This is a genomic window from Streptomyces sp. NBC_00335, from assembly GCF_036127095.1.
GTDB lineage: Bacteria > Actinomycetota > Actinomycetes > Streptomycetales > Streptomycetaceae > Streptomyces.
The window spans coordinates 6,067,445-6,087,822 of record NZ_CP108006.1; the positions used below are offsets into that span (position 1 = coordinate 6,067,445).

The 20,378-nt window shown below is 73.2% G+C and carries 18 protein-coding genes and 1 pseudogene; 7 read left to right on the forward strand and 12 right to left on the reverse strand.

Going from position 1 to position 20,378, the window contains the following annotated elements:
• Positions 1–161: 161 nt before the first annotated feature.
• Positions 162–1,604 (reverse strand): RNB domain-containing ribonuclease, encoded by a 1,443-nt coding sequence (locus OHA37_RS27580; protein ID WP_266909260.1) that lies wholly within the window; start codon positions 1,602–1,604, stop codon positions 162–164.
• Between the two features lie 169 nt (positions 1,605–1,773).
• Here OHA37_RS27580 and yaaA point away from each other — a divergent pair, with 169 nt between their 5' ends.
• Entirely contained in the window at positions 1,774–2,574 is an 801-nt protein-coding gene (gene yaaA, locus OHA37_RS27585; RefSeq protein WP_266909261.1) for a peroxide stress protein YaaA, read from the forward strand.
• A gap of 214 nt (positions 2,575–2,788) precedes the next feature.
• Here yaaA and OHA37_RS27590 read toward each other — a convergent pair whose 3' ends face one another.
• The gene (locus tag OHA37_RS27590; protein ID WP_266909262.1) at positions 2,789–3,418 is read right to left on the reverse strand and encodes a MerR family transcriptional regulator; all 630 of its coding nucleotides are present in this window, start codon (positions 3,416–3,418) and stop codon (positions 2,789–2,791) included.
• Positions 3,419–3,530: 112 nt separating this feature from the next.
• Between OHA37_RS27590 and OHA37_RS27595 the strand changes: the two genes are divergently transcribed.
• The gene (locus tag OHA37_RS27595) at positions 3,531–4,544 is read left to right on the forward strand and encodes a hypothetical protein (RefSeq protein WP_266909263.1); all 1,014 of its coding nucleotides are present in this window, start codon (positions 3,531–3,533) and stop codon (positions 4,542–4,544) included.
• A 22-nt stretch (positions 4,545–4,566) separates the two neighbouring features.
• Here OHA37_RS27595 and OHA37_RS27600 read toward each other — a convergent pair whose 3' ends face one another.
• Positions 4,567–5,316 carry a bifunctional DNA primase/polymerase gene (locus tag OHA37_RS27600; protein ID WP_266909264.1) on the reverse strand — a complete coding sequence of 250 codons (750 nt, stop codon included), beginning with the start codon at positions 5,314–5,316 and terminating at the stop codon, positions 4,567–4,569.
• A 144-nt stretch (positions 5,317–5,460) separates the two neighbouring features.
• Positions 5,461–6,105 carry a TetR/AcrR family transcriptional regulator gene (locus OHA37_RS27605; RefSeq protein ID WP_266909265.1) on the reverse strand — a complete coding sequence of 215 codons (645 nt, stop codon included), beginning with the start codon at positions 6,103–6,105 and terminating at the stop codon, positions 5,461–5,463.
• A gap of 97 nt (positions 6,106–6,202) precedes the next feature.
• On the opposite strand from OHA37_RS27605, the pseudogene ddaH reads away from it, so the two are divergent.
• Positions 6,203–7,039 (forward strand): annotated as a pseudogene (gene ddaH / locus OHA37_RS27610) (dimethylargininase); the annotation flags it as partial.
• A gap of 72 nt (positions 7,040–7,111) precedes the next feature.
• Here the strand turns inward: ddaH and OHA37_RS27615 are convergent.
• Both OHA37_RS27615 and OHA37_RS27620 read right to left on the reverse strand, forming a co-directional pair.
• The gene (locus OHA37_RS27615) at positions 7,112–8,116 is read right to left on the reverse strand and encodes a small ribosomal subunit Rsm22 family protein (protein ID WP_266909267.1); all 1,005 of its coding nucleotides are present in this window, start codon (positions 8,114–8,116) and stop codon (positions 7,112–7,114) included.
• Positions 8,117–8,172: 56 nt separating this feature from the next.
• Complete coding sequence (locus tag OHA37_RS27620) at positions 8,173–9,504, reverse strand: Bcr/CflA family multidrug efflux MFS transporter (RefSeq protein ID WP_266909268.1); 1,332 nt, start codon at positions 9,502–9,504, stop codon at positions 8,173–8,175.
• Positions 9,505–9,612: 108 nt separating this feature from the next.
• Here OHA37_RS27620 and OHA37_RS27625 point away from each other — a divergent pair, with 108 nt between their 5' ends.
• From OHA37_RS27625 to OHA37_RS27635, 3 genes are all read left to right on the forward strand, one after another.
• Positions 9,613–10,383: an SDR family oxidoreductase gene (locus OHA37_RS27625; protein ID WP_266909269.1), complete on the forward strand. Its 771-nt coding sequence runs from the start codon at positions 9,613–9,615 to the stop codon at positions 10,381–10,383.
• Positions 10,384–10,502: 119 nt separating this feature from the next.
• A complete protein-coding gene (locus tag OHA37_RS27630) occupies positions 10,503–11,366 on the forward strand; it encodes a PhzF family phenazine biosynthesis protein (RefSeq protein WP_266909270.1) in 864 nt (287 codons plus the stop codon).
• Positions 11,366–11,953, forward strand: coding sequence for a GNAT family N-acetyltransferase (locus OHA37_RS27635; protein WP_266909271.1), 588 nt, complete (start codon positions 11,366–11,368; stop codon positions 11,951–11,953). The genes OHA37_RS27630 and OHA37_RS27635 overlap by 1 nt, the downstream gene beginning before the upstream one ends.
• A 1-nt stretch (position 11,954) precedes the next feature.
• On the opposite strand, the gene efeU is transcribed toward OHA37_RS27635, so the two are convergent.
• From efeU to OHA37_RS27665, 6 genes are all read right to left on the reverse strand, one after another.
• Positions 11,955–12,815 carry an iron uptake transporter permease EfeU gene (gene efeU, locus OHA37_RS27640; RefSeq protein ID WP_266909272.1) on the reverse strand — a complete coding sequence of 287 codons (861 nt, stop codon included), beginning with the start codon at positions 12,813–12,815 and terminating at the stop codon, positions 11,955–11,957.
• An 18-nt stretch (positions 12,816–12,833) separates the two neighbouring features.
• Entirely contained in the window at positions 12,834–14,135 is a 1,302-nt protein-coding gene (gene efeB, locus OHA37_RS27645) for an iron uptake transporter deferrochelatase/peroxidase subunit (RefSeq protein ID WP_266909273.1), read from the reverse strand.
• 34 nt (positions 14,136–14,169) lie between these two features.
• The gene (efeO, locus tag OHA37_RS27650; RefSeq protein ID WP_266909274.1) at positions 14,170–15,309 is read right to left on the reverse strand and encodes an iron uptake system protein EfeO; all 1,140 of its coding nucleotides are present in this window, start codon (positions 15,307–15,309) and stop codon (positions 14,170–14,172) included.
• Positions 15,310–15,507: 198 nt separating this feature from the next.
• Positions 15,508–16,413, reverse strand: coding sequence for a heme ABC transporter ATP-binding protein (locus tag OHA37_RS27655; protein WP_266909275.1), 906 nt, complete (start codon positions 16,411–16,413; stop codon positions 15,508–15,510).
• Positions 16,410–17,558, reverse strand: coding sequence for a FecCD family ABC transporter permease (locus OHA37_RS27660; protein WP_266909276.1), 1,149 nt, complete (start codon positions 17,556–17,558; stop codon positions 16,410–16,412). Before OHA37_RS27660 ends, OHA37_RS27655 begins: the two co-directional genes overlap by 4 nt.
• A gap of 1 nt (position 17,559) precedes the next feature.
• Positions 17,560–18,552: a heme/hemin ABC transporter substrate-binding protein gene (locus tag OHA37_RS27665; RefSeq protein ID WP_266913127.1), complete on the reverse strand. Its 993-nt coding sequence runs from the start codon at positions 18,550–18,552 to the stop codon at positions 17,560–17,562.
• Between the two features lie 183 nt (positions 18,553–18,735).
• On the opposite strand from OHA37_RS27665, the gene OHA37_RS27670 reads away from it, so the two are divergent.
• Positions 18,736–20,259 (forward strand): HtaA domain-containing protein, encoded by a 1,524-nt coding sequence (locus OHA37_RS27670; protein ID WP_266909277.1) that lies wholly within the window; start codon positions 18,736–18,738, stop codon positions 20,257–20,259.
• Positions 20,260–20,378: the final 119 nt, after the last annotated feature.

Below are 20,378 nucleotides of genomic sequence, written 5' to 3' on the forward strand. Positions count from 1 at the left end.
GGGCCCTCCCCCCGCTGTTGCGCGGCCGGTGATGCCGCGCGGTCGGCCGATGATGGCAGGTCACGAGGCTCGATGGCCAGAGCGGTCCGGGAGCGGATCCCGGCCGGGGCCGCGGCCCCGGCCCCGGCAGGCGGGCCGGGAGGCGCCGGCGCCGCACCCGGCTAGACCGGTGCGAAGAGCACCTTCGCCCGACCCGGGTCGGCCTCCGTCAGCCGCACCCTGATCCGGTCGCCCAGCGGCAGCTCCGCCGAGGTGGACTCCACGCGGCCGATCACCGCCGGCTCCTCCAGGTGGACCGTGCCGACCAGCGGCTCGTGGTCCTTGACGTCGATGACCGTGGCCTCGAAGGTCTCCCCGACGCGGTCCTTGAGCAGCGCCGCCTCCACCAGGTCCACGGACTCCCGCTCCGCCGAGTTCGCCAGCCGGGTCCCGTCCGACATCTCCTTCGGCAGGGCGTCGAGCGCCTCCAGCGCCCACCCGGGGGGCTCCGTCCCGGCGACGGCCGCCACGCACAGCTCGCCCGTGTACCGGTCGACGAGCCGGCGCAGCGGTGCGGTGCAATGGGCGTACGGGGCCGCGACCGCGGCGTGCAGGACGGGGTCCGGGGTCCGGCCGCCGGTGAAGACCGTGTAGCCGGCGCCGCGCAGCAGGGCCGTGCACTCCTGGAGGAAGGCGGCGTGGGCCGGCCGGTGCGGATCGAGCCCGCGCACGAGCTCCGCGTACGGGACGTGGTGCGGCCAGTCGATCCGCAGGGCCTTCGCCGCCCGGCGCAGCCGCCCGACGGCTCCGTCGGGGGCGGTCGGCAGGGTCCGCAGGATCCCGGCCCCGGCGGCGAGCATCAGCTCGGCGGCGGCCATGCCGGTCATCAGGGAGATCTGCGCGTTCCAGCCGTCGGCCGGGAGCGGAGCCCGGTAGGCCAGGCTGTACGAGCCCTCCTGCTCGACGATCTCCTGCTCGGGCACGTTCAGCGAGATCCCCCCGCGCTCCGCCTCCAAGGCCTCGCGCAGCCGCCCGATGTCCTTCAGCAGGGCCAGCGGCTCCTCGGCGGTGCCGGTGTCGATGGCCTTCTGGACGCCGTCGTAGTCGAGTTTGGCCCGGCTGCGCACGAGCGCACGGCGGACATCGGTGCCCTCCACCCGGCCCTCGGCATCCAGGTCGAGCCGCCACAGCAGGGCCGGGCAGGTCTGGTCGGGGAGCAGGCTGGCGGCGCCCTCCGAGAGCACGGCCGGGTGCAGGGGGACCTTCTCGTCGGGGAAGTAGAGGGTGGTGACCCGGCGGTGGGCCTCGGCGTCGAGGGCGCCGCCGGGGGTGACGTAGGCGGCGACGTCGGCGATGGCGTAGTGGACCCGGTAACCGCCGGAGGCGCGCTTCGCCAGGTGCATGGCCTGGTCCAGATCGCGCGAGGTCGGTGGATCGATCGTGAAGAAGGGGATGTCGGTGGCGTCGAAGTCCGGCAGGAGGGGGCTCTGCACCGCCCGCTCGGCCTCGGCGAGTACGGGCGCCGGGAACTCCTCCGGCACCTCCAGCTTCGTCCGCAGTTCACGCAGCGCGGCCCGCAGGGCAGCCCCGTCTGCGCCGGTCATGATCATATGACGGCGTGGCATGAGCCGAGCCTAGGGGGTGTCCTGCCGATCGGGCCGGATCAGGGAGCGGTGTCTGGTGCCGTACATCGCAAGGCGGAGGCCGGCGGGCCCGGGCGGCACGGCGAGCCGACTACCCTGGTCGGGGGCCGCACCCCCGCCGTTGTGCCGTGCCCGTCGAAGGAGAACCACCGTGCTCGTGCTGCTGCCGCCGTCCGAAGGAAAGGCCGCCGGCGGCTCCGGCGCACCGCTGAAGCCGGAGACGCTCTCGCTGCCGGGGCTGGCCGCGGCCCGCGCCGCGGTGCTGGAGGAGCTGGTCGAGCTGTGCGTGGGCGACGAGCTGAAGGCCCGCGAGGTGCTCGGCCTGAGCGAGGGCCTGCGCGGTGAGGTCGCCAAGAACACGGAGCTGCTGACTGCGGTCGCCCGCCCGGCGGGCGAGATCTACACGGGCGTGCTCTACGACGCTTTGGGCCTGTCGACCCTCGCGCCGGAGGCGGCGGCCCTGGCCGCGGAGTCCCTGCTGGTCTTCTCGGGTCTGTGGGGGGCGGTCTCGGTCGCGGACCGCATTCCCTCCTATCGCTGCTCGATGGGCGTGAAGCTGCCGGGGCTGGGGGCGCTGGGCGCGTTCTGGCGTGAACCGATGGCTTCGGTGATGCCGGAGGCGGCGGGGGAGGGCCTGGTCCTGGACCTGCGGTCCTCGGCGTACGCCTCCGCGTGGAAGCCCAAGGGGGAGGTGGCGGGGCGCACGGCGACGGTGCGGGTCCTGCACTCCCAGATGGTCGACGGGGTGGAGAAGCGGTCGGTGGTGAGCCACTTCAACAAGGCCACCAAGGGCCGCCTGGTCCGCGACCTCCTGTCGGCGGGCGCGGTTCCGGAGTCCCCGGCGGAACTCGTGACGGCCTTGCGCGACCTGGACTTCATGGTGGAGGCCGAGGCGCCTGTGAAGCCGGGCAAGGGCTGGTCCCTTGATGTGGTCGTCACGCAGATCCACTGACCGGGTCTGGTCTGGCTGCGGACGGGGGCCGGTGCCGGGGGCGGGGTGGGGTGTCGGCCTGGACTGCATGATTTAGGCGCCCCCTCCTGAACTCCGACAGGGTGTGGGGTGTACCTGCGCCACAAATCACGCTCTACGTCCAGGCCGACACCCCACCCCGCCCCCGTCACCGGCCTGGGCTGGGCTGGGCTGGGGGTGGGGTGGGCCGGTGTCGTCAGTTCGTTCCGTAGGTCCGGGACGAGGCGTCCACCTGGGCCAGTCTGCGCAGTGCTGCGAACATCGCGTCGCCCAGGACCGTGCCGACCGCGACCGATTCGACCAGGTCCTCCCGCGCCACCGCGTGCGTCGTGTAGGCGAGGTCTGCGCCGGCCGCCAGCTCGGCCGCCTCCGCGTACGCGTCGAGCACCTCCGTGAAGGCTCCGTGACCGGCCCGCTCCAGTGCGGCCAGTGCGGCGGCCAGTGCCTCGCCCGCGGGGGTGTCCGCGTCCGCGTGCCAGCCGCGCCGCTCGATGATCCCGGCCACCTTCGCCCGCGCGAGCTCGGTCTCGGCGTCGGGCGTCCCGCTGTGCTCGGGAACCAGCGCGTCCGCCACCGAGCCGAGCATCTCGTGGACCGACCGCTCCTTGTCGTCGATGGCGCGGATCACTTCCCCGATGGCCGCCACGGGGAGCTTCCCCACCTCCAGGAGGCCGCGGATCAGGCGCAGCCTGCGCTCGTGCGTCTCGTCGTAGCGCGCCTGGTTGGGGCTGCTGAGCAGGCCGGCCGGGAGCAGGCCCTCCCGTAGGTAGTACTTGATCGTCGGTACCGGTACCCCGGTCCGCGCGCTCAGCTCTCCGATGCGCATCTTCGCTTCCGTCCGTCCCTGGGCCCCTTGTGTGTGCCGTGTCCATCATAGATAGTGGCACTACCGGATAGCGGCGAGTGCCATTATCCATTTGGATTTCGGGGGTAGAGAAATGCCGCTCGTGTTTCCGCGTGCCTGGCACCGTCCGCTGATGGTGCTCGCCGCCTCGATGGCCTTATGGGCGGCCGGTTCCGCCATCGGCCTGCTCGTTGACGCCCGGACTCTGGTGGGCGCCCCGATCTGGTCCAAACCCCTCAAGTTCGCCGTCTCGCTCACCGGCTACGCCCTGAGCCTGGCCTGGATGATCTCCCTGCTCGAACGGGCCCGGCCCCGGCTCGCCCGGCCCGCGTGGTGGGCGGGCACGGTGGTGGCGGCGGCCAGCGGTGTGGAGATGGTGCTCATCACCGCACAGGCCTTCCGCGGCAGGCAGAGTCACTTCAACTACGCCACACCCTTCGACGCACGGCTGTACGAGATCATGGCCGGGAGCATCGTGGTGCTGTGGCTGGGGGCGCTGGTGATCGCCGTCCTGCTGTTCCGGGCCCGGATCGCGGACCGGGCCACCACCTGGTCGATCCGGATCGCCGCGACCCTGGCGCTGGCCGGCGCCGGGCTCGGCTTCCTGATGACCCAGCCGACGGCCGCGCAGCGCGCGGTCGGTGACGACGGGGCCCCGATCGTGGGCGGGCACGCCGTGGGAGTGCCGGACGGCGGCCCCGGCATGCCGCTCACCGGCTGGTCCACCACCGGCGGCGACCTGCGCGTCCCGCACTTCGTGGGGATGCACGCACTCCAGCTGCTGCCGCTGTTCGTCCTGGTTCTGGCCGCCCTCGCCGCGCGGTTCGCCGTGCTGAACGAGGAGCGGGTGCGGCTGCGCCTGGTGCTGGTCGCGGGCGCGGTGTACGGGGCGGTACTGGCCCTGCTGACCTGGCAGGCGCTGCGCGGTCAGTCGCTGACCTCCCCGGACGGGACGACGCTGGGCGCGGCCGGGCTGATCCTCGCGGCGGCCGCACTGGGGACCCTGCTCAGCCTCCGCCGGGGCGGCGGGCCCGGCGCGCGCGAGGGCGCCGACCCGGCGGGCCCCGGTTCCGTGCCCCGGTCCTCGGTGCGGAGCTCCGCGTCCTAGGCGCCGGGTAGGCGCCGGGGCGTCAGCGGCCCAGGGGCCAGGCGACCGTGGCGGGGGTCTGGTCGGAGGCGCCGGCGTACGTGGCGCACGCGTCCGTGAGGGTTTCCAGCAGGGTCAGCGGATCGACGAGCGGATGCTCCATGCCGCGGAGCCAGGCCACCGAGAGGTCACCCGGCAGTGCGGCCGGCGGCACCAGTACGTAGCTGCCGCGGCAGTGCCAGCGCAGCCCGGGGTGCTCGTCCATCGTCTCGGGGTGGCAGTCCAGTTCGCAGGGCCACCACTCGTCCTCGTCCTCGGGCGTGCCCCGGGTCGCGGTGAAGAAGAGCATCCGGGCCTGGTCGCCCGTACCGCCCGATTCGGCGACCGGGCCGACCTCGATGCCGGCGGCCAGCAGGCGTTCCAGCGCGCTGTGTCCGGCCTCCAGGGGGACGTCCAGGACGTCGTGGACCATGCCCGTCGCGGTGATGAAGTTGGCTGCGGGCTGGTTGCGGGCCCAGCGTTCGACCTGTGCGCGGTCCGTCGTGGACTGCGTCTGCCAGGCGAAGGAGACGGGGTGGCGTGCGGGCGTCGGACAGCCGATCCGGTCGCACGAACACCGGTAGCCGGCGGGATGCGCGGCGGGCGAGATCGGCAGACCCGCCGCGGCGACGGCCAGCAGCAGGGCTTCGCGTTCTCGTGCGGGGTCCGCGGCGTCGGGTTTGGGCTTGCGGCGCAGCCACTGGGAAATCCTGCTCTGCTCGCCGCGTTTGACGCGGCCCGACTCAGACCCCATCTATCCCCTCACCTACACCGTTGCCCCGGCAGACCCTCACATGTTCCCACCATCCTGTGCGCCGGGTGACCGCACCCCCCGAACAGGACTCCCACATAACCACAGAAACCGACCATATGTTCTCGGCCGTCAGGGGCTCATGACTTATCCCACCCCGGGTCCCGCCCCGGCTCCGCCCAGCACCGAGTCCACCAGCGCGTCCGCGTACGCGTGCGTGAGCGGCGCCGTGCGCATCAGCCAGCGGTACGTCAGCGGTCCGACCAGCATCTCCACGGTCAGCCGCAGATCGGTGTCCGGCGGGAGCTGCCCGGCCTCGCGGGCCGACCGCAACCGCTCCTCGTACAGCGCGAGCTGGGGCTCCAGCAGCCGCTCGGTGAAGCGTGCCCCGAGCTCGGGATCGGTGGCGCCGGCCGCCGTCAGGGCGCGTACGGGGGCCGAGTACCGCTCGTCGGCGAACTCGTCCACCGTCGCCCGCATGACGGACTTCAGGTCGGCGGCCAGGTCCCCGGTGTCGGGGAAGCCCCAAGTCCCCTCCGGCTGTGCGTCCCCGGCGAGCGCGAGCGAGGCGTCCAGCAGGACCGCGGCCTTCGACGGCCACCAGCGGTAGATGGTCTGCTTGCCGACTCCGGCGCGGGCGGCGATGGCCTCGATGGTCAGCTTGTTGTAGCCGACCTCCCCCACCAGGTCGAGCGCCGCGTCCAGGATGGCCCGCCGTGAGCGGTCGCTGCGGCGGGTGGCGTCCGGGGTCCGGGGGGCGGTACCGGGATCGGGGAGGGGGCTGGAGCTCATTTCGGCAACTTATCAACCTCGAACCACTCGTCTTTCAGCCGTTCGGGAAACCACCCAATCAGTTCACTGCGCGGTTCCCGCCGAGGAGGGACGATTCTCTTCTCATCACCGTGAGGAGCCTTCATTGCGCAGAGACGCCACACCCCGGCGTTACCTGATGTGCCCACCCGCGCACTTCAAGGTCACGTACTCCATCAACCCGTGGATGGACCCCACGAAACCGGTGGACCTGCCCCTGGCCATGGCCCAGTGGGAGGACCTCCGCGACCGCTACCTGGCCCTCGGCCACACCGTCGAGACCCTCGTCCCCGACCGCGGTCTGCCGGACATGGTCTTCGCGGCGAACGGCGCCCTCGTCGTCGACGGCAAGGTGCTGGGCGCGCGGTTCGCCTACCCCGAGCGGGCCGCCGAGGCGGAGATCCACCTCGACTGGTTCCGCGGCCACGGCTTCCAGGACGTCCACGAGCCGTCCCACGTCAACGAGGGCGAGGGAGACTTCGCCGTCACCGCCACCTACATCCTGGCCGGCCGGGGCTTCCGCTCCAGCCCGCTCTCGCACGACGAGGCCCAGGAGTTCTTCGGCCGCCCGGTCATCGGTCTCGACCTGGTCGACCCGCGCTACTACCACCTGGACACGGCCCTGTCCGTGCTCGACGGCGACGAGGTCATGTACTACCCGGACGCCTTCTCCGAGGGCAGCCGGGCGGTCCTGCGCCGGCTCTTCCCCGACGCGCTGATCGCCGAGGCCCAGGACGCGGCCGCCCTCGGGCTCAACGCGGTCTCGGACGGCCGGCACGTGCTGCTCCCGCAGGAGGCGACCGGACTCTTCGCACCCCTGCGGGCGCGGGGGTTCGAGCCGGTCCCGATGGATCTGGGGGAGCTGCTCAAGGGCGGCGGCAGCGTGAAGTGCTGCACGCAGGAGCTGAGGCCCTAGCCGGCGGCGGGTCCGACGGGCCTGAGCCCGCAGCGGGCTCAGGCCACCTGCGGTCTCAGGCCCTCTGCGGTCTCAGGCCCCCTGCGGAGGCGGCCATTCCTGGCCCCAGTCGGCGTCGCGCGCCGCCTTGTACAGGTCTCCGTGCCGCTTGGTCACGTTGACCCGGGTCTGCCCCTCGGACTCGGGTCCGCACAGCTCCAGCAGGACCAGCCCCTTGCGGATCTGCGGCCTGCGCGTGATCCGGGAGGCGGCCGGCTCCACCGGGAAGCGGGTGGCGGCCACGTAGCTGAACTTCTCGTCCTCGTAGGGGAGGGAGCCGCCCTTGATCTGCCGGTGCAGGGAGGACCGGCTGACCCGGGCCGAGAAGTGGCACCAGTCCTTGCCGACCTCGATCGGGCAGGTCCCGTCGTGCGGGCACGGGGCCGCGACCCGCAGCCCGGCCTCGATCAGCTGGTCGCGGGCCTCACGGATGCGCAGGTACCCCTCCGGCGTGCCCGGCTCGACCACCACCACGGCCTGACCGGCCCGCGCCGCCTCGGCGACGACCTCGCGGCGGGCCTCCGGGGTCAGTTCGCCCAGGACGTAGGAGACCGTCACCAGGTCCGCCGCGGGGACCGTCAGCCCGGTCCCGATGACGGTCCGCCGCCACTCGGCGGCCCGCAGCGTGGGGGAGGAGGAGGCCGCGGCCAGCTCCTTGCCGAGGACCAGCGCCGGGTCCGCCCAGTCCAGTACGGCCGTCTCGCGGGGCCCGCCCCAGACGGAGTCGGCCGCCCAGGCCGCCGCGCCGGTGCCGCCGCCCACGTCCACGTGCGAGGCCGGGGACCAGCCCGGGGCCGCCTCGGCGAGCCCGTCCAGGGCGGACCGTACGGCCTCGAAGGTGGCGGGCATCCGGTACGCCGCGTACGCGGCCACGTCGGCGCGGTTGCGCAGGACGGGCGTGTCGGTCGGGATCTCGCCGCGGTAGTTGGCGATCAGCCGCTCCACGGAGGCCGTGGCCTGCTTCTGCGGGAGGCCTTCGAGCAGGCCCGCGAGGGCGCTGCGCAGGGTTTCGGCGGTGGTGGTGGCGGAGTCGTTCACCCGCCAAGTTTACGGGGCCGGGCCCGGCCTCGAAGGCCGGGCCCGGCCCCGGACGGTCAGGGCGCCGTGCTGACCGTGGTGCCGGTGCGCCAGGGGCGGCACAGGACGGCGAAGCACAGGACCGCGAGGAGGGAGCAGGCCGCCTGGACCACGGCCATCGGTACCGCCGTGTCCTCGCCCGCGATGCCGACCAGGGGGGAGGCGATGGCTCCGACCAGGAAGGAGGAGGTGCCGAGCAGGGCGGAGGCCGAGCCGGCCGCGTGCGGGGCGCGCATCAGGGCCTGCGCGTTGGTGTTCGGCAGGACCAGGCCCATCGCGGACATCAGGACGAACAGCCCGGCGCAGATCGCGAAGAGCCCGACCTCGCCGAAGACCCCCGCGGTCATGAGGAGCAGGGCGGCCGAGGCGGCCATGATGACCGCGAGCCCGTACCCCAGCACCTTGTCCAGGCTGACCCGGCCGACCAGCAGCTTGCCGTTGATCTGGCCCACCGCGATCAGGCCGAGGGAGTTGACGCCGAACAGGAGGCTGAAGGTCTGGGCCGAAGCGCCGTAGATCTCCTGCACGACGAACGGCGAGGCCGAGATGTACGCGAACAGCGCGGCGAAGGCGAACCCGCCGGCCAGCGTGTACCCGGCGAAGACCCGGTCGGCGAACAGCCCGCGCATGGTCCGCAGCGCGGCGCCGACGCCGCCGGTCTGGCGCCGCTCGGGCGGCAGCGTCTCGTCGAGCTTGCGCCAGACCAGGAGGGTCAGCAGGGTCCCCACGACGGTGAGGACGAAGAACACCCCGCGCCAGTCGGCGAAGCGCAGCACCTGGCCGCCGATGAGCGGGGCGATGATCGGCGCCACGCCGGATATGAGCATCAGGGTGGAGAAGAACCGGGCCATCTCGACCCCGTCGTACAGATCGCGTACGACGGCCCGCGCGATCACGATCGCGGCCGCGCCGGCCAGGCCCTGCAGCAAACGGAATGCGATCAGCAGCTCGACGGTCGGGGCGAAGGCGCAGATGGCGGTGGCGAGGACGTAGACGACCATGCCGATGAGCAGGGGGCGACGGCGGCCCCACTTGTCGCTCATCGGGCCGATCACCAGCTGGCCCAGGGCCATGCCCGCGAGGCAGGCGGTGAGGGTGAGCTGGACGGTGGCGGCCGGGCTGTTCAGGGCGGTGGTCACCGTCGGCAGCGCCGGCAGGTACATGTCCATGGACAGCGGGGGGAGCGCGGTGAGCCCGCCGAGGATGAAGGTGACGAGCAGTCCCGTCCGGCGGGCGGCCGTCAGGGGTGCGGTGAGGGCGGCGGAAGGGGAAGGGGAGGGGGTCGAGAGCGACGCTTCTTTCGAGGGCGCTGTCTTCGAGGGCGCGGTCGCGGGGCCTCTCTCCGGCATACGGAAACTCCAGTCCTATCGTCATATCTCAGCACCCCTGCCGCCCCATGCTCTCAGCAATCGGAACGTTCGGGGACGGGCTGCCCGTGTGACGTAACCTGCGGCCCCATGAACGCACGTGTGAAGCAGATCGCCGTAGTGACCGGAGCCGGATCCGGGATCGGCCGCTCCGTGGCCCTCACGCTGGCCGCCGCCGGATGGGCGGTGGCGCTGGCCGGCCGCAGGACCGGGCCGCTGGAAGAGGCCGCCGAGGCCGCGAGGGCCGCCCACCCGGACGCCGAAGTGCTGTGCGTCCCGGCCGACGTGAGCGATCCGGACGACGTGGCATCGCTGTTCGGGGCCGTTCGCGAGCGCTACGGGCGCCTCGACCTGCTCTTCAACAACGCGGGCACCTTCGGCCCGGCCGGAGTCCCGCTGGAGGACATCTCCTACGAGGCCTGGCGCTCGGTGGTCGACGTCAACCTCACCGGCTCCTTCCTCTGCGCGCAGGCGGCCTTCCGGGTGATGAAGGCCCAGGACCCGCAGGGCGGCCGCATCATCAACAACGGCTCCATCTCCGCGCACGTGCCCCGGCCGAACTCGATCGCCTACACCGCGACCAAGCACGCCATGACCGGCCTGACGAAGTCCCTGTCGCTGGACGGACGGCCGTACGGGATCGCGTGCGGCCAGATCGACATCGGCAACGCGGCCACCGAGATGACCGAGCGGATGCAGACCGGGATCATGCAGGCCAACGGGCAGCTCGCGGTGGAGCCCGTCATGGACGCGGCCGACGTGGCGCGCACGGTGCTGCACATGGCGGAGCTCCCGCTGGGGGCCAACGTGCAGTTCGCGACGGTGATGGCGACCGCGATGCCGTACATCGGGCGCGGCTGATCCCGTACGGGAGCGCGGCCGGTCCCGTACGCCGGGCGCGGCCGCCCTCGTACGCCGGGCGCGGCCGGTCCCGTACCGCCCCGGGGAATGCCCGCCCGGAAGCCGGGGTTGTGGCGATCATGACTATCGAAGTGCTGCACTACACCGCCTTCTCCGACGATCCGCAGGGCGGGAACCCGGCCGGGGTCGTGCTCGACGCGAGCGGTCTGGACGAGGCGGCCATGCTGGCGATCGCCGCCGAGGCGGGCTACAGCGAGACGGCCTTCCTCACCGCCCCGCCCGAGGACCTGGGCGGGGAGCGGGGCAGGGCCTTCTCCGTGCGCTACTTCAGCCCGAAGGTGGAGGTCCCCTTCTGCGGGCACGCCACCGTGGCCACCGCCGTCGCGCTCGGCGAGCGGATCGGCCCCGGCGAGCTGCTGTTCGCGACCCGGGCGGGCACCGTGCCGGTGTCGGTGACCCGGGAGGCCGGCGGCGGGCTGCGCGCCACCCTGACCAGCGTCGAACCGCACACCGAGGACCTGGACCCGGCCGACCTCGCCGAGGCCCTGGCCGCGCTGGACTGGCCGGCCGCCGACCTGGACCCGCTGTTCCCGCCGCGGATCGCCTACGCCGGAGCCCGCCACCTGGTGCTGGGCGCCGCCACCCGGGCCCGGCTCGCGGACCTGGACTACGACTTCGCCCGGCTGGAGGCGCTGATGCGGCGCCTCGACCTGGTCACCGCGCAGCTCGTGTACCGGGCGGGCCCGGCGGAGTTCCACGTGCGCAACCCCTTCCCGGTCGGCGGCGTCGTCGAGGACCCGGCGACCGGCGCGGCCGCGGCCGCCTTCGGGGCGTACGCCCGCGAGGTCGGCCTGGTCCCGGCCGACGCGGTCCTCACCCTCCACCAGGGCGCCGACATGGGCCGCCCGGGCGTCCTCACCGTCGAGCTGCGCTCCGGCGACTCCCGGGTCCGGGTCGGCGGCGCGGGGGCGCTGATCCCGTAGTGCGGATCGAGAGGTACGAGGTCCTGCCCTCCGGGCTCGCCGAGCAGGTGGCGGGTCTGGAGGCGCAGGCGTGGCCCGGGTCTTCCCCCGGGCACGACCAGGCGCTCGCCCCGCTCGCGGTGCTGCTCCTGGACGCCGACGGCCGGGTCGCCGCCTCCCTGGCGCTGCTCCACAAGCCGGTCCGGCTCGCTGACGGGCGTACGTACCGCGCGGCCGGGCTGAGCGCGGTGGTCACCCGGGCCGACGTACGGGGGCGCGGGTACGGGCTGCGGCTGGTGACGGCGGCCCGCGCGGGGCTCGCCGCCGATCCGGCGGTGGACCTGGCGCTGTTCAGCTGCGACCGGGAGCTGGTCCCGTTCTACGAGGCGGCCGGCTTCGAGGTGCTGCCCGGCACGGTCCTGGTCGGCGGCACCCCCGCCGACCCCCTTGCCACGGACGACCCGGGCCTCGGCAAGACGGTGCTCGGGGCGTTCCCCGCGCGCCCCACCGGCGCCGCACACGACGAAGGCCGCGCGGACCAGGTCCGCGCGGCCTTCACCGGCATTCGTGTCCCCCTCTACCCGGGGACCATCGACAGGCTGTGGTGAGTCAGGAGCTGCTCGGCTCCGACTCCGGCTTCGACGCCGGCTTCGGCTCGGACGTGCCGCGCCTGCCCAGCGACGGGGCCAGGAACAGGGCGAGCACCGGGACCAGGTACAGGGCCCACACGACGACCTGGAGCACCGTCGGGTCCGGCTGGAAGTTGAAGGTGCCCTTCAGCAGGGTCCCGTACCAGCTGTCCGGCGGGATGGTCGAGCTGATGTCGAAGGCCTTGACGTTCAGCCCCGGCACGAAGTCGGCCTCCTGGAGGTCGTGGACCCCGTACGCGAGCACGCCCGCGGCGACCACGACCAGCATGCCGCCGGTCCACGTGAAGAACTTCGACAGGTTGATCTTCAGTGCGCCCCGGTAGAACAGCCAGCCCAGGACGATCGACGACCCGATGCCGAGCAGCACGCCGATCAGCGGGCCCGCGCCGTCACCGGCCGCGTGCACCGAACGCCACACGAACAGCGAGGTCTCCAGGCCCTCCCGGCCGACGGCCAGGAACGCCGTCGCCACCAGGGCGCCGGTGCCCATCGCGAGCGCCGCGTCGAGCTTGCCCTGGAGCTCGGCCTTCAGGTGCCGCGCGGTGCGCTTCATCCAGAAGACCATCCAGGTGACCAGGCCGACCGCGACGATCGACAGGGTGCCGCCGATCGCCTCCTGCGCCTTGAAGGTCAGTTCCTGCGTGCCGAATTCGAGGCCCGCGCCGAAGGCCAGGGACAGGGCGGCGGCCAGGCCGACGCCCAGCCACAGGGCTCCCAGCCTGTCCTTGTTCCCGGTCTTCACCAGGTACGCGATGAGGATGCAGACGACGAGGCTGGCTTCGAGCCCCTCGCGCAGTCCGATCAGATAGTTGCTGAACACTTCGGTTCTCCCCGTCCCCTACGCGAACAGCGCCCGGCCCCACCAGTCGTCCTTGTCGCGGACTCCCGGCGGGACGGCGAAGACGGCCGAACCCACGTGCTGGATGTATTCGTTGAGGACGTCGGACTTCGCCAGCCTGCGCTGGATCGGCACGAAGCCCGTGCGCACGTCGCGCTGGTAGGCGAGGAAGAACAGGCCCGCGTCGAGCCGGCCCAGTCCGTCCGTGCCGTCGGTGAAGGAGTAGCCGCGGCGCAGGATCGTCGCACCGTCGTTGGTGTCCGGGTGCGCGAGGCGGACGTGCGCCTCGGGCTTCATCGCCTTCAGGAACGGCTCGTCGCGCTCCTTGGACTTGCCCACGGGGGCGCCCTCGCCCTTGTCGCGGCCGAAGATGTCCTCCTGCTCGCCCAGGGGCGTGCGGTCCCACGTCTCGATGTTCATCCGGATCCGGCGCGCCACGAGGTACGAGCCACCGGTCAGCCAGTCGCTGCCGTCGCCGGCGCCGACCCACACGTGCTTGTCCAGGGCGGCCTTGTCGGTGCCCGAGATGTTCCGGGTGCCGTCCTTGAAGCCCATCATGTTGCGCGGGGTCTGCTCGTCGGGCGTGGTCGAGGAGGTCTTGCCGAAGCCCAGCTGCGACCAGCGCACCGCCGTCTTGCCGAAGCCGATGCGGGCGAGCTGGCGGATGGCGTGCACCGCGACCTGCGGGTCGTCCGCGCAGGCCTGGACGCACAGGTCGCCGCCCGAGCGGGCCGGGTCGAGGTTGTCGCCGGGGAAGAGCTCCAGGTCGATGAGGGCGCCGGGGCGCTTGCCCTCCAGGCCGAAGCGGCCCTTGGCGAACAGGCCCGGCCCGAAACCGATGGTCAGGGTGAGGCGGGAGGCCTTGAGGCCCAGCGCCTCGCCCGTGTCGTCCGGCGGGGCCTCGGGGAGGCCGCCGTAGCCGCCCTCGCCGACCGGCTGACCGGCCGTCATCAGGCGGGCGGCCTCGGTCCAGTCCTTGAGGAGCTGGATCAGCTCGCCGCGGTCCTTCGTCTTCACGTCGAAGGCGGCGAAGTGCAGGCGGTCCTGGACGGCACTGGCGATGCCGGCCTGGTGCTCGCCGTGGAACGGCACGGCCGCGCCGGCCGCGGCCGCCGAGACCATGTCGGGGCCCGAGCCCAGGGCGATGGCCGTACCGCCGGCCGCCGCGGCGCCGAGCGCGAGGCCCGCGCCGCCCCAGCCGAGGACGGCCCGGCGCGAGGGCGCACCCGGCCCCGCCTGCTCCGGGGCGCCGTCGTGCGCACCGTCGGGTGCGCCATCCTGCTCGGACACCGACTCGCTCATGTGAGGATCTCCCGCCTGCTCTGCTGTTCCGGAGTTACTTCGCGACCGCGGCGGCCAGCTTCGAGAGCGGCTCGGCCAGCGCGTTGACGCCGTCGGAGAGCTCCTTGCGCTCGGGCTCGCCGACCTTGTCGTACGAGGTGAACTCGTACGCGGCCTTGTTCGGGCGGTACTTCTCCAGCAGGTTGTTCAGCGCGGCGAACTGCTTGTCCAGCTCGGCGGTGAGCGCGGGGTCGGTCTTCGAGGTGACCGGCTTGAGCAGCTCGTACGCCTTCTCCGCGCCCTCGACGTTGGCCTTGAAGTCGACCAGGTCGGTGTGGCTGTAGCGCTCTTCCTCACCCGTCACCTTGCCGGTGGCGACCTCGTCGAGGAGCTCCTTGGCGCCGTTCGCCATCGAGGTGGGGGTGATCTCCGCCTGGCCGACCTTCTTCTGCCACACGGCCAGGTCGGCCATCAGGGTCTCGGCGAGCTTCTTGTCCGCGTCGTCGATCTTGTTGTCGGCGAAGAGGGACTTCTCCAGCTTGTGCCAGCCGGTCCACTCCTGGTTCGGCTCCAGACCGTCCTCGCGGACGTCGACCTTCGGGTCGATGTCACCGAAGGACTCGGCGACCGGCTCGGTGCGCTCCCAGCCGATGCGCGAGGGGGCGTACGCCTTCTTCGCGGCCTCGACGTCGCCGGCCTTGACCGCGTCCGCGAAGGCCTGCGCCTTGGGGATGGTCTCGTCGGCCTGCTCCTGCACGTACTTGCGGTATGCGGCGACCGCGGCGTCGGCCTCGGGGCTGCGCTTCTCCACGGTGCCCGCGCCGGTGGCCTTGACCGCCTGGCGGATGCCGTCGCCCTTCATGCCGGGCTTGCAGGCGATCTCGTAGTCGCCCGCCTTGAGCTCGGCGGTGATGGTGGCCTTGGTGCCGGGGCCGATGTTCTCGCGCTCGGTGACGATGCGGTCGTCAGGGAACAGCACGTAGAGCTCGGTGACCTTGGAGCCCTTGTTCTCGACCTCGATGGTGACCTTGCCCGCCGGGAACTCCTTCGTGGACACCTCGCAGGCCGAGTCGGAGGCCGCCACCTTGATGGTGCCGTCGCCGGACGCGTCGCTCTTCTCGGAGCAGCCGGTGACCGCGGTGAGGGCGGCCACCACGGCTGCCGCGGTGACGACGGTGAGGCGGGCGGGGCGCATAGGGGGCTCCTGGCAGTCTGGCGTTCGGCAGACGACCGCCCCGATCGGGTGGGGGCGGCCGGTGAGGCGGACCTAACTTAACCGAGGCTTACCTGACCCATACCCGTACGTCCAGTGATTCAGCCCACACCTTCGAGACCCGGACACGGGGCCATTACGGGCGCCCCACGCCGGGCCCATGGCCAGGTCAAGCCGAGGTCAAGCCCGGGTGACCGTTCCGTACGGCGGAACCCGCTCCTCCGGGAGCCCCGCTCCGGCGTCCCGTACGGGGACCACCAGCGGCGCCCCGGTGCGCGGGTGCGGGAGGACCTCCACCGGCTGGCGGTAGACCCGGCTCAGCAGCCCGTCCTCGAACACCTCCGCGGGCGGTCCGTGCACCGCGATCCGGCCTTCGTGCAGGACGGCCACCCGGTCCGCGTACGCCGCCGCCAGGCCCAGATCGTGCAGGACCACCACGACCCCGTCCCCGGCCGCCGCCCGCTCCCGGCAGATCCGCAGCACCAGCTCCTGGTGGCGCAGGTCCAGGGCCGCGGTCGGCTCGTCGAGCAGCAGCAGCGGGGCCCGCTGGGCCAGTACGCGGGCCAGCGCGACCCGGGCCCGCTCGCCGCCCGAGAGCGCCGAGAACGGGCGGGCCGCGAAGCCCGTCACCTCGGTGGCGGCCATGGCGACGGCCACCGCCTCCTCGTCGGCGTCGGCCAGCTCGGTGCCCACCCAGGGGGCGCGGCCCATCCGTACGACGTCCTCCACCGGAAAAGGGAAGGCCAGTGCGGCCGATTGGGGGAGCACCGCCCGGCGCAGGGCCAGCTCGGGGGCCCGCCAGTCGCCCACCGGACGCCCGTCGATCCGGACCTCCCCGCCGTCCGCCGGCAGGTCCGCGGACAGGGCCGCCAGCAGGGTGGACTTGCCCGCGCCGTTCGGTCCGACCAGGGCCAGCACCTCCCCGGCCCGCACGGTCAGCCCGATCCCGGCGAGCACCTCGCGCCCACCGAGCCGTACGCGCAGGTCCGTGACCTCGGCGAGCGGCGCGCCGGGGGCCGGACGGGCGGGGAGGGCCTGCTTGCTCCCGCGCAGCGCGGCGAGGCGGGAAAGCAGCCGGACGCTCATGCCCAGCCTCCTTGCTTGCGGCGGGTGCGGCGCAGCAGCCAGAAGAAGAACGGGCTGCCGAGCAGGGCGGTCAGCACCCCGAGCGGCAGTTCGGCGGGCTGGGCGAGGGTCCGCGCGGCCAGGTCCCCGGCGACGAGCACCACGGCTCCGGCGAGCGCGCTGCCGGGCACCAGGAACCGGTGGCCCGGACCGTTGGCCATGCGCAGCAGGTGCGGCACGAGCAGCCCGACGAAGCTGATGATCCCTGCCACGGCGACGGCCGCCGCGGTGAGCAGCGCGACGAGCAGGATCAGCGCGAGGCGCAGCCGCTCCACGTCGACACCGAGGTGGCGGGCGGGGCGCTCGCCGAGGGCCAGCAGGTCCAGCTTGCGGGAGTAGAAGGGGGCGACGGCCAGGCCGGCCAGCGCGCAGGGCAGGACGGCGAGCACCTTGGGCCAGGTGGCCTGGGCGAGGGAGCCGAGCTGCCAGAAGGTGATCTGGTTCACCTGGCCGCTGTCCGCGAAGAAGATGAACAGGCCGATCAGGGCGCCCGCGAAGGCGTTGACGGCGATGCCGGTGAGGATGAGGGTGACGACCTCCGTCTTCCCGCCGTTGCGGGAGAGCAGGTAGACGGCGCCGACGGTGACCAGCCCCGCGACGAACGCGCAGGCGGTGATGGTCCAGTTGCCGAAGAAGGTCAGGCCCAGCCCGATCGCGGCGACCGCGCCGACGGCCGCGCCCGCCGAGATCCCGATGACCCCGGGCTCGGCCAGGGGATTGCCGAACACCCCCTGCATCAGCGCCCCGGCGCAGCCAAGGCCGGCCCCGACGAGCAGGGCGAGGACCACGCGCGGCAGCCGTACGTTCCACAGCACGCTCTCCCCGACCCGGTCGAGGGCGGCGCCCCCGAGCCCGAGGCGGTGCTGCACCGACCCGACCACGTCCGCGAGCGGGATCTCGTAGGCGCCCACTCCGGCGGAGACCAGCGCGAGCAGGACGAGTGCGGCGGCCAGCGCGCCGGTGAGCCAGGCGGAGCCCCACCGCCGCCGGGGCGGTGCGCCGGCGGCGGTGGGGGCGGCCCGGGACGCCGTCGGCTCGGGAGCGGGAAGGGGATCCGCTCCGGGTGCTCCGGGCGGCGTCCCGGGGGCTTCGTAGGAGAGGGACACGTCAGGAGGCCTTGCCGTAGAGCTGGGTGATGAGGGAGGTCAGGACCTGGTCGGTGCGCGGGCCGTAGTTGAGCAGGACCCCGTCGTCGACGGTGATCACCCGCCGGTCCATGCCGGCCGGGGTCTGGGCCACGCCGGGGATCTTGACCAGCCCGTCCACGCCGCCGACGGACTCCAGGCCCTTGGACATGACGAGGATCGCGTCGGGCGCGGCCGCCGCCAGGGCTTCGCTGGTGATCGGGGTGAAGTCCTTGCCGAGCCCCGACTCCGGGCCCGTGTCGAGCGCCCCGGCCGCTTCCAGCAGGGAACCGGCGCCGGAGTCGGAGCCGCCCATCAGGTACACGGAGGCCGTGCCGCGCAGGTAGAGGAAGGCCACGCGCGGCTTCTTGCCCGAGGCGGGCAGGGCCCCCCGGGCGGCGGCGATGCGGTCGGCGGTGCGCTGGTTCAGCTGCGCGCCGGCCTCCTTGACGCCCAGTGCGGCGGCCACCGCGTCGGTCCGCTTCGCCACGTCCTCCAGGGACTTGGCCGGGGCCACCACCAGCAGCGGGACACCCGCGTCGCGGATCTGCCGGATCGCCTCGGCGGGGCCCGAGGTGGTCTCGGCCAGTACCAGGGTCGGACGCAGCGACAGCACGCTCTCGGCGGAGACCTCGTGGCCCCGCGTCACCACCGGGAGCTCCGCCGCCTGTTCGAAGGTGGCGGTGATGTCCTTGGCGACGACCTTGGGGCCGAGTCCCAGGGTGTACACGATCTCGTTGAGGCCGCCCGTCAGCGGCACCACCCGGTCCGCCGAGGTGACGGTCACCCGGGCGCCGTCCGCCGAGGCCACGGTCGCCGGAAGGACGGGTACGGGCGTCTGGGCGAGCGGTTCCACCCGGTCCGGCACGGCCGGGGCGCCCGCTCCGGTGGCGGGGGAGGGGGCAGCCGTACCTCCGCAGGCGCTCACGCCGAGGGCCAGGACCACGGAGGTCAGGGCGACGGCGAAGCGGGACATGCGGGTTGACGCGGCGGGCGTAGGCACGAAGGCACCGTCCTGATCGTCCGACTGGGGTGGTGGACCCGGTTCGCTGGGGGTGGGGTCCCGGTTCGAGGTTCCGGGGGCCAGGGGGTTTCACACCCGGCCGAACGTAGCTTAGGTTAGCCTAACCTCGCTCGCTAGACCCTGGAGGGGACATTCATGTCCGCTGGATCCATCCGTGCGTCCGCCGTCGCCCTGCTGGCGACCCTGGCGGCTCTGGGAGCCGTCCTGCTCCCGGCGACCGCCGCCCAGGCCGCGGGCCGCACCGTGGACGGGGGCCGGCTCGACTGGGGCATCAAATCCTCCTTCCAGAGTTACGTCACCGGGCCGGTGGCGAAAGGTGGGTTCAAGCTGAAGAACGGAGCCGCCACGGCCGGCGGCAGCCTGTTCCGCTTCCACTCCGCCAGCGGCTCCTACGACCCGGACAGCGGCTCCCTGCAGGCCTCCTTCAGCGGCGGCGTCTCCTTCCAGGGCCACCAGAAGGCGGACGGCACGTACGAGCTGGACATGAGCGTCAGCCGCCCCACCGTCAAGATCAGCGGTGGCAGCGGCACCCTCTACGTGGACGTCTCCAGCAAGGCCAAGGAGGGCGGAGCGGTCACCACCGCCGCCCAAGTGCCCTTCGCCAAGCTGGGCCTGGGCGGGGTGAACATGAAGGGCGGCGGCAGCCCCGTCGCCCTCGCCAACATCCCGGCCACCCTCACCGAGCAGGGTGCCAAGGCCTTCGCCGGCTACTACGCGGCCGGCGCGCAGCTCGACCCGGTCTCGCTGTCCGTGGACGTCAAGGCCGTGGCTCCGGCTGCCGAGCAGCCCGCCTCTTCCTCGCCCTCGTCCTCGCCGGCTGAGGGGGCCGCTTCCCAGTCCCCGCAGGCCGCCGGGCAGTTCGCCGACGCCGCCGTGGACTGGGGGGTGCGGCGCACCTTCCGCGAGTACGTCTCCGGCTCCATCGGCCAGGGCAAGTGGGAGCTGGCCGAAGGCGCCCAGGACGGCGGCGCGCTGTTCCGCTTCCCGCAGGGCAAGGGCGCGTACGACGGCGCGAAGGGCACCCTCGACGCCGCCTTCGCCGGGTCCGTGCACTTCACCGGGGCCCACCTCGACCTGAAGCTCGCGAAGATCACGGCCAAGGTGGAGAACGGCAAGGGCGTGCTGTCCGCCGACGTCACCACCGGCGCGGACACCAAGACCGCGGTCCCGCTCGTGGAGTTCGACGCCAAGGCCCTCAAGACCGAAGGCGGCCTCGCCACCCTCACCGAAGCCCCCGCCACCCTGACCGAGGGCGGAGCCCAGGCCTTCAACTCCATGTACAAGGCCGGCACCGAGATGGACCCCGTCTCCCTCGCGGTCGCCCTCGACGCCACCGCGAAGCTCCCGGCCCTCCCGAACCTCGGCTCGACGGCCACCCCGGCGGCCCCGCCGGCCCCTGCTCCGGCGGCGGCCGTCGCCGCGAAGGAATCCTCGAACACCGGCCTGTACGCCGCCCTTGCGGTGGCCGTGCTCGTCCTCGCGGGCGGAGCGGCCTTCCTGGTCCTCCGCAGCCGCCGCAAGGAGCCGATGCCGACGGCGACGCCGGGCATCGAGACCACGAGCCCCGACTCTCCGGCCTCTCCCGCGTCTTCCGACTCCGGCGACTCCGCCGACCCTTCCGACTCCTCCGGGACCGACGGGGCCGCTCCGCGCGGCTGACCCGCTCCCCGAACCGGAACCGCCCGGCCCGCAAGCCCCGTACCGGCACTCACCCGCAAGCCCCCGTACCGCACTGACCCGCAAGCCCCGCCGGGACCCTCAGGGCCCCGTACCGCCGG

Excerpts from the sequence above, each read along its gene's own strand:
- OHA37_RS27590 (WP_266909262.1), bottom strand. The coding sequence starts at position 3,418 with ATGCGCATCGGAGAGCTGAGCGCGCGGACCGGGGTACCGGTACCGACG.
- efeO (WP_266909274.1), bottom strand. The coding sequence starts at position 15,309 with ATGCGCCCCGCCCGCCTCACCGTCGTCACCGCGGCAGCCGTGGTGGCC.
- OHA37_RS27655 (WP_266909275.1), bottom strand. The coding sequence starts at position 16,413 with ATGAGCGTCCGGCTGCTTTCCCGCCTCGCCGCGCTGCGCGGGAGCAAG.
- OHA37_RS27595 (WP_266909263.1), top strand. The coding sequence starts at position 3,531 with ATGCCGCTCGTGTTTCCGCGTGCCTGGCACCGTCCGCTGATGGTGCTC.
- OHA37_RS27580 (WP_266909260.1), bottom strand. The coding sequence starts at position 1,604 with ATGCCACGCCGTCATATGATCATGACCGGCGCAGACGGGGCTGCCCTG.
- efeB (WP_266909273.1), bottom strand. The coding sequence starts at position 14,135 with ATGAGCGAGTCGGTGTCCGAGCAGGATGGCGCACCCGACGGTGCGCAC.
- OHA37_RS27600 (WP_266909264.1), bottom strand. The coding sequence starts at position 5,316 with ATGGGGTCTGAGTCGGGCCGCGTCAAACGCGGCGAGCAGAGCAGGATT.
- OHA37_RS27630 (WP_266909270.1), top strand. The coding sequence starts at position 10,503 with ATGACTATCGAAGTGCTGCACTACACCGCCTTCTCCGACGATCCGCAG.
- OHA37_RS27625 (WP_266909269.1), top strand. The coding sequence starts at position 9,613 with ATGAACGCACGTGTGAAGCAGATCGCCGTAGTGACCGGAGCCGGATCC.
- OHA37_RS27670 (WP_266909277.1), top strand. The coding sequence starts at position 18,736 with ATGTCCGCTGGATCCATCCGTGCGTCCGCCGTCGCCCTGCTGGCGACC.
- OHA37_RS27665 (WP_266913127.1), bottom strand. The coding sequence starts at position 18,552 with ATGTCCCGCTTCGCCGTCGCCCTGACCTCCGTGGTCCTGGCCCTCGGC.
- OHA37_RS27620 (WP_266909268.1), bottom strand. The coding sequence starts at position 9,504 with ATGCCGGAGAGAGGCCCCGCGACCGCGCCCTCGAAGACAGCGCCCTCG.
- OHA37_RS27605 (WP_266909265.1), bottom strand. The coding sequence starts at position 6,105 with ATGAGCTCCAGCCCCCTCCCCGATCCCGGTACCGCCCCCCGGACCCCG.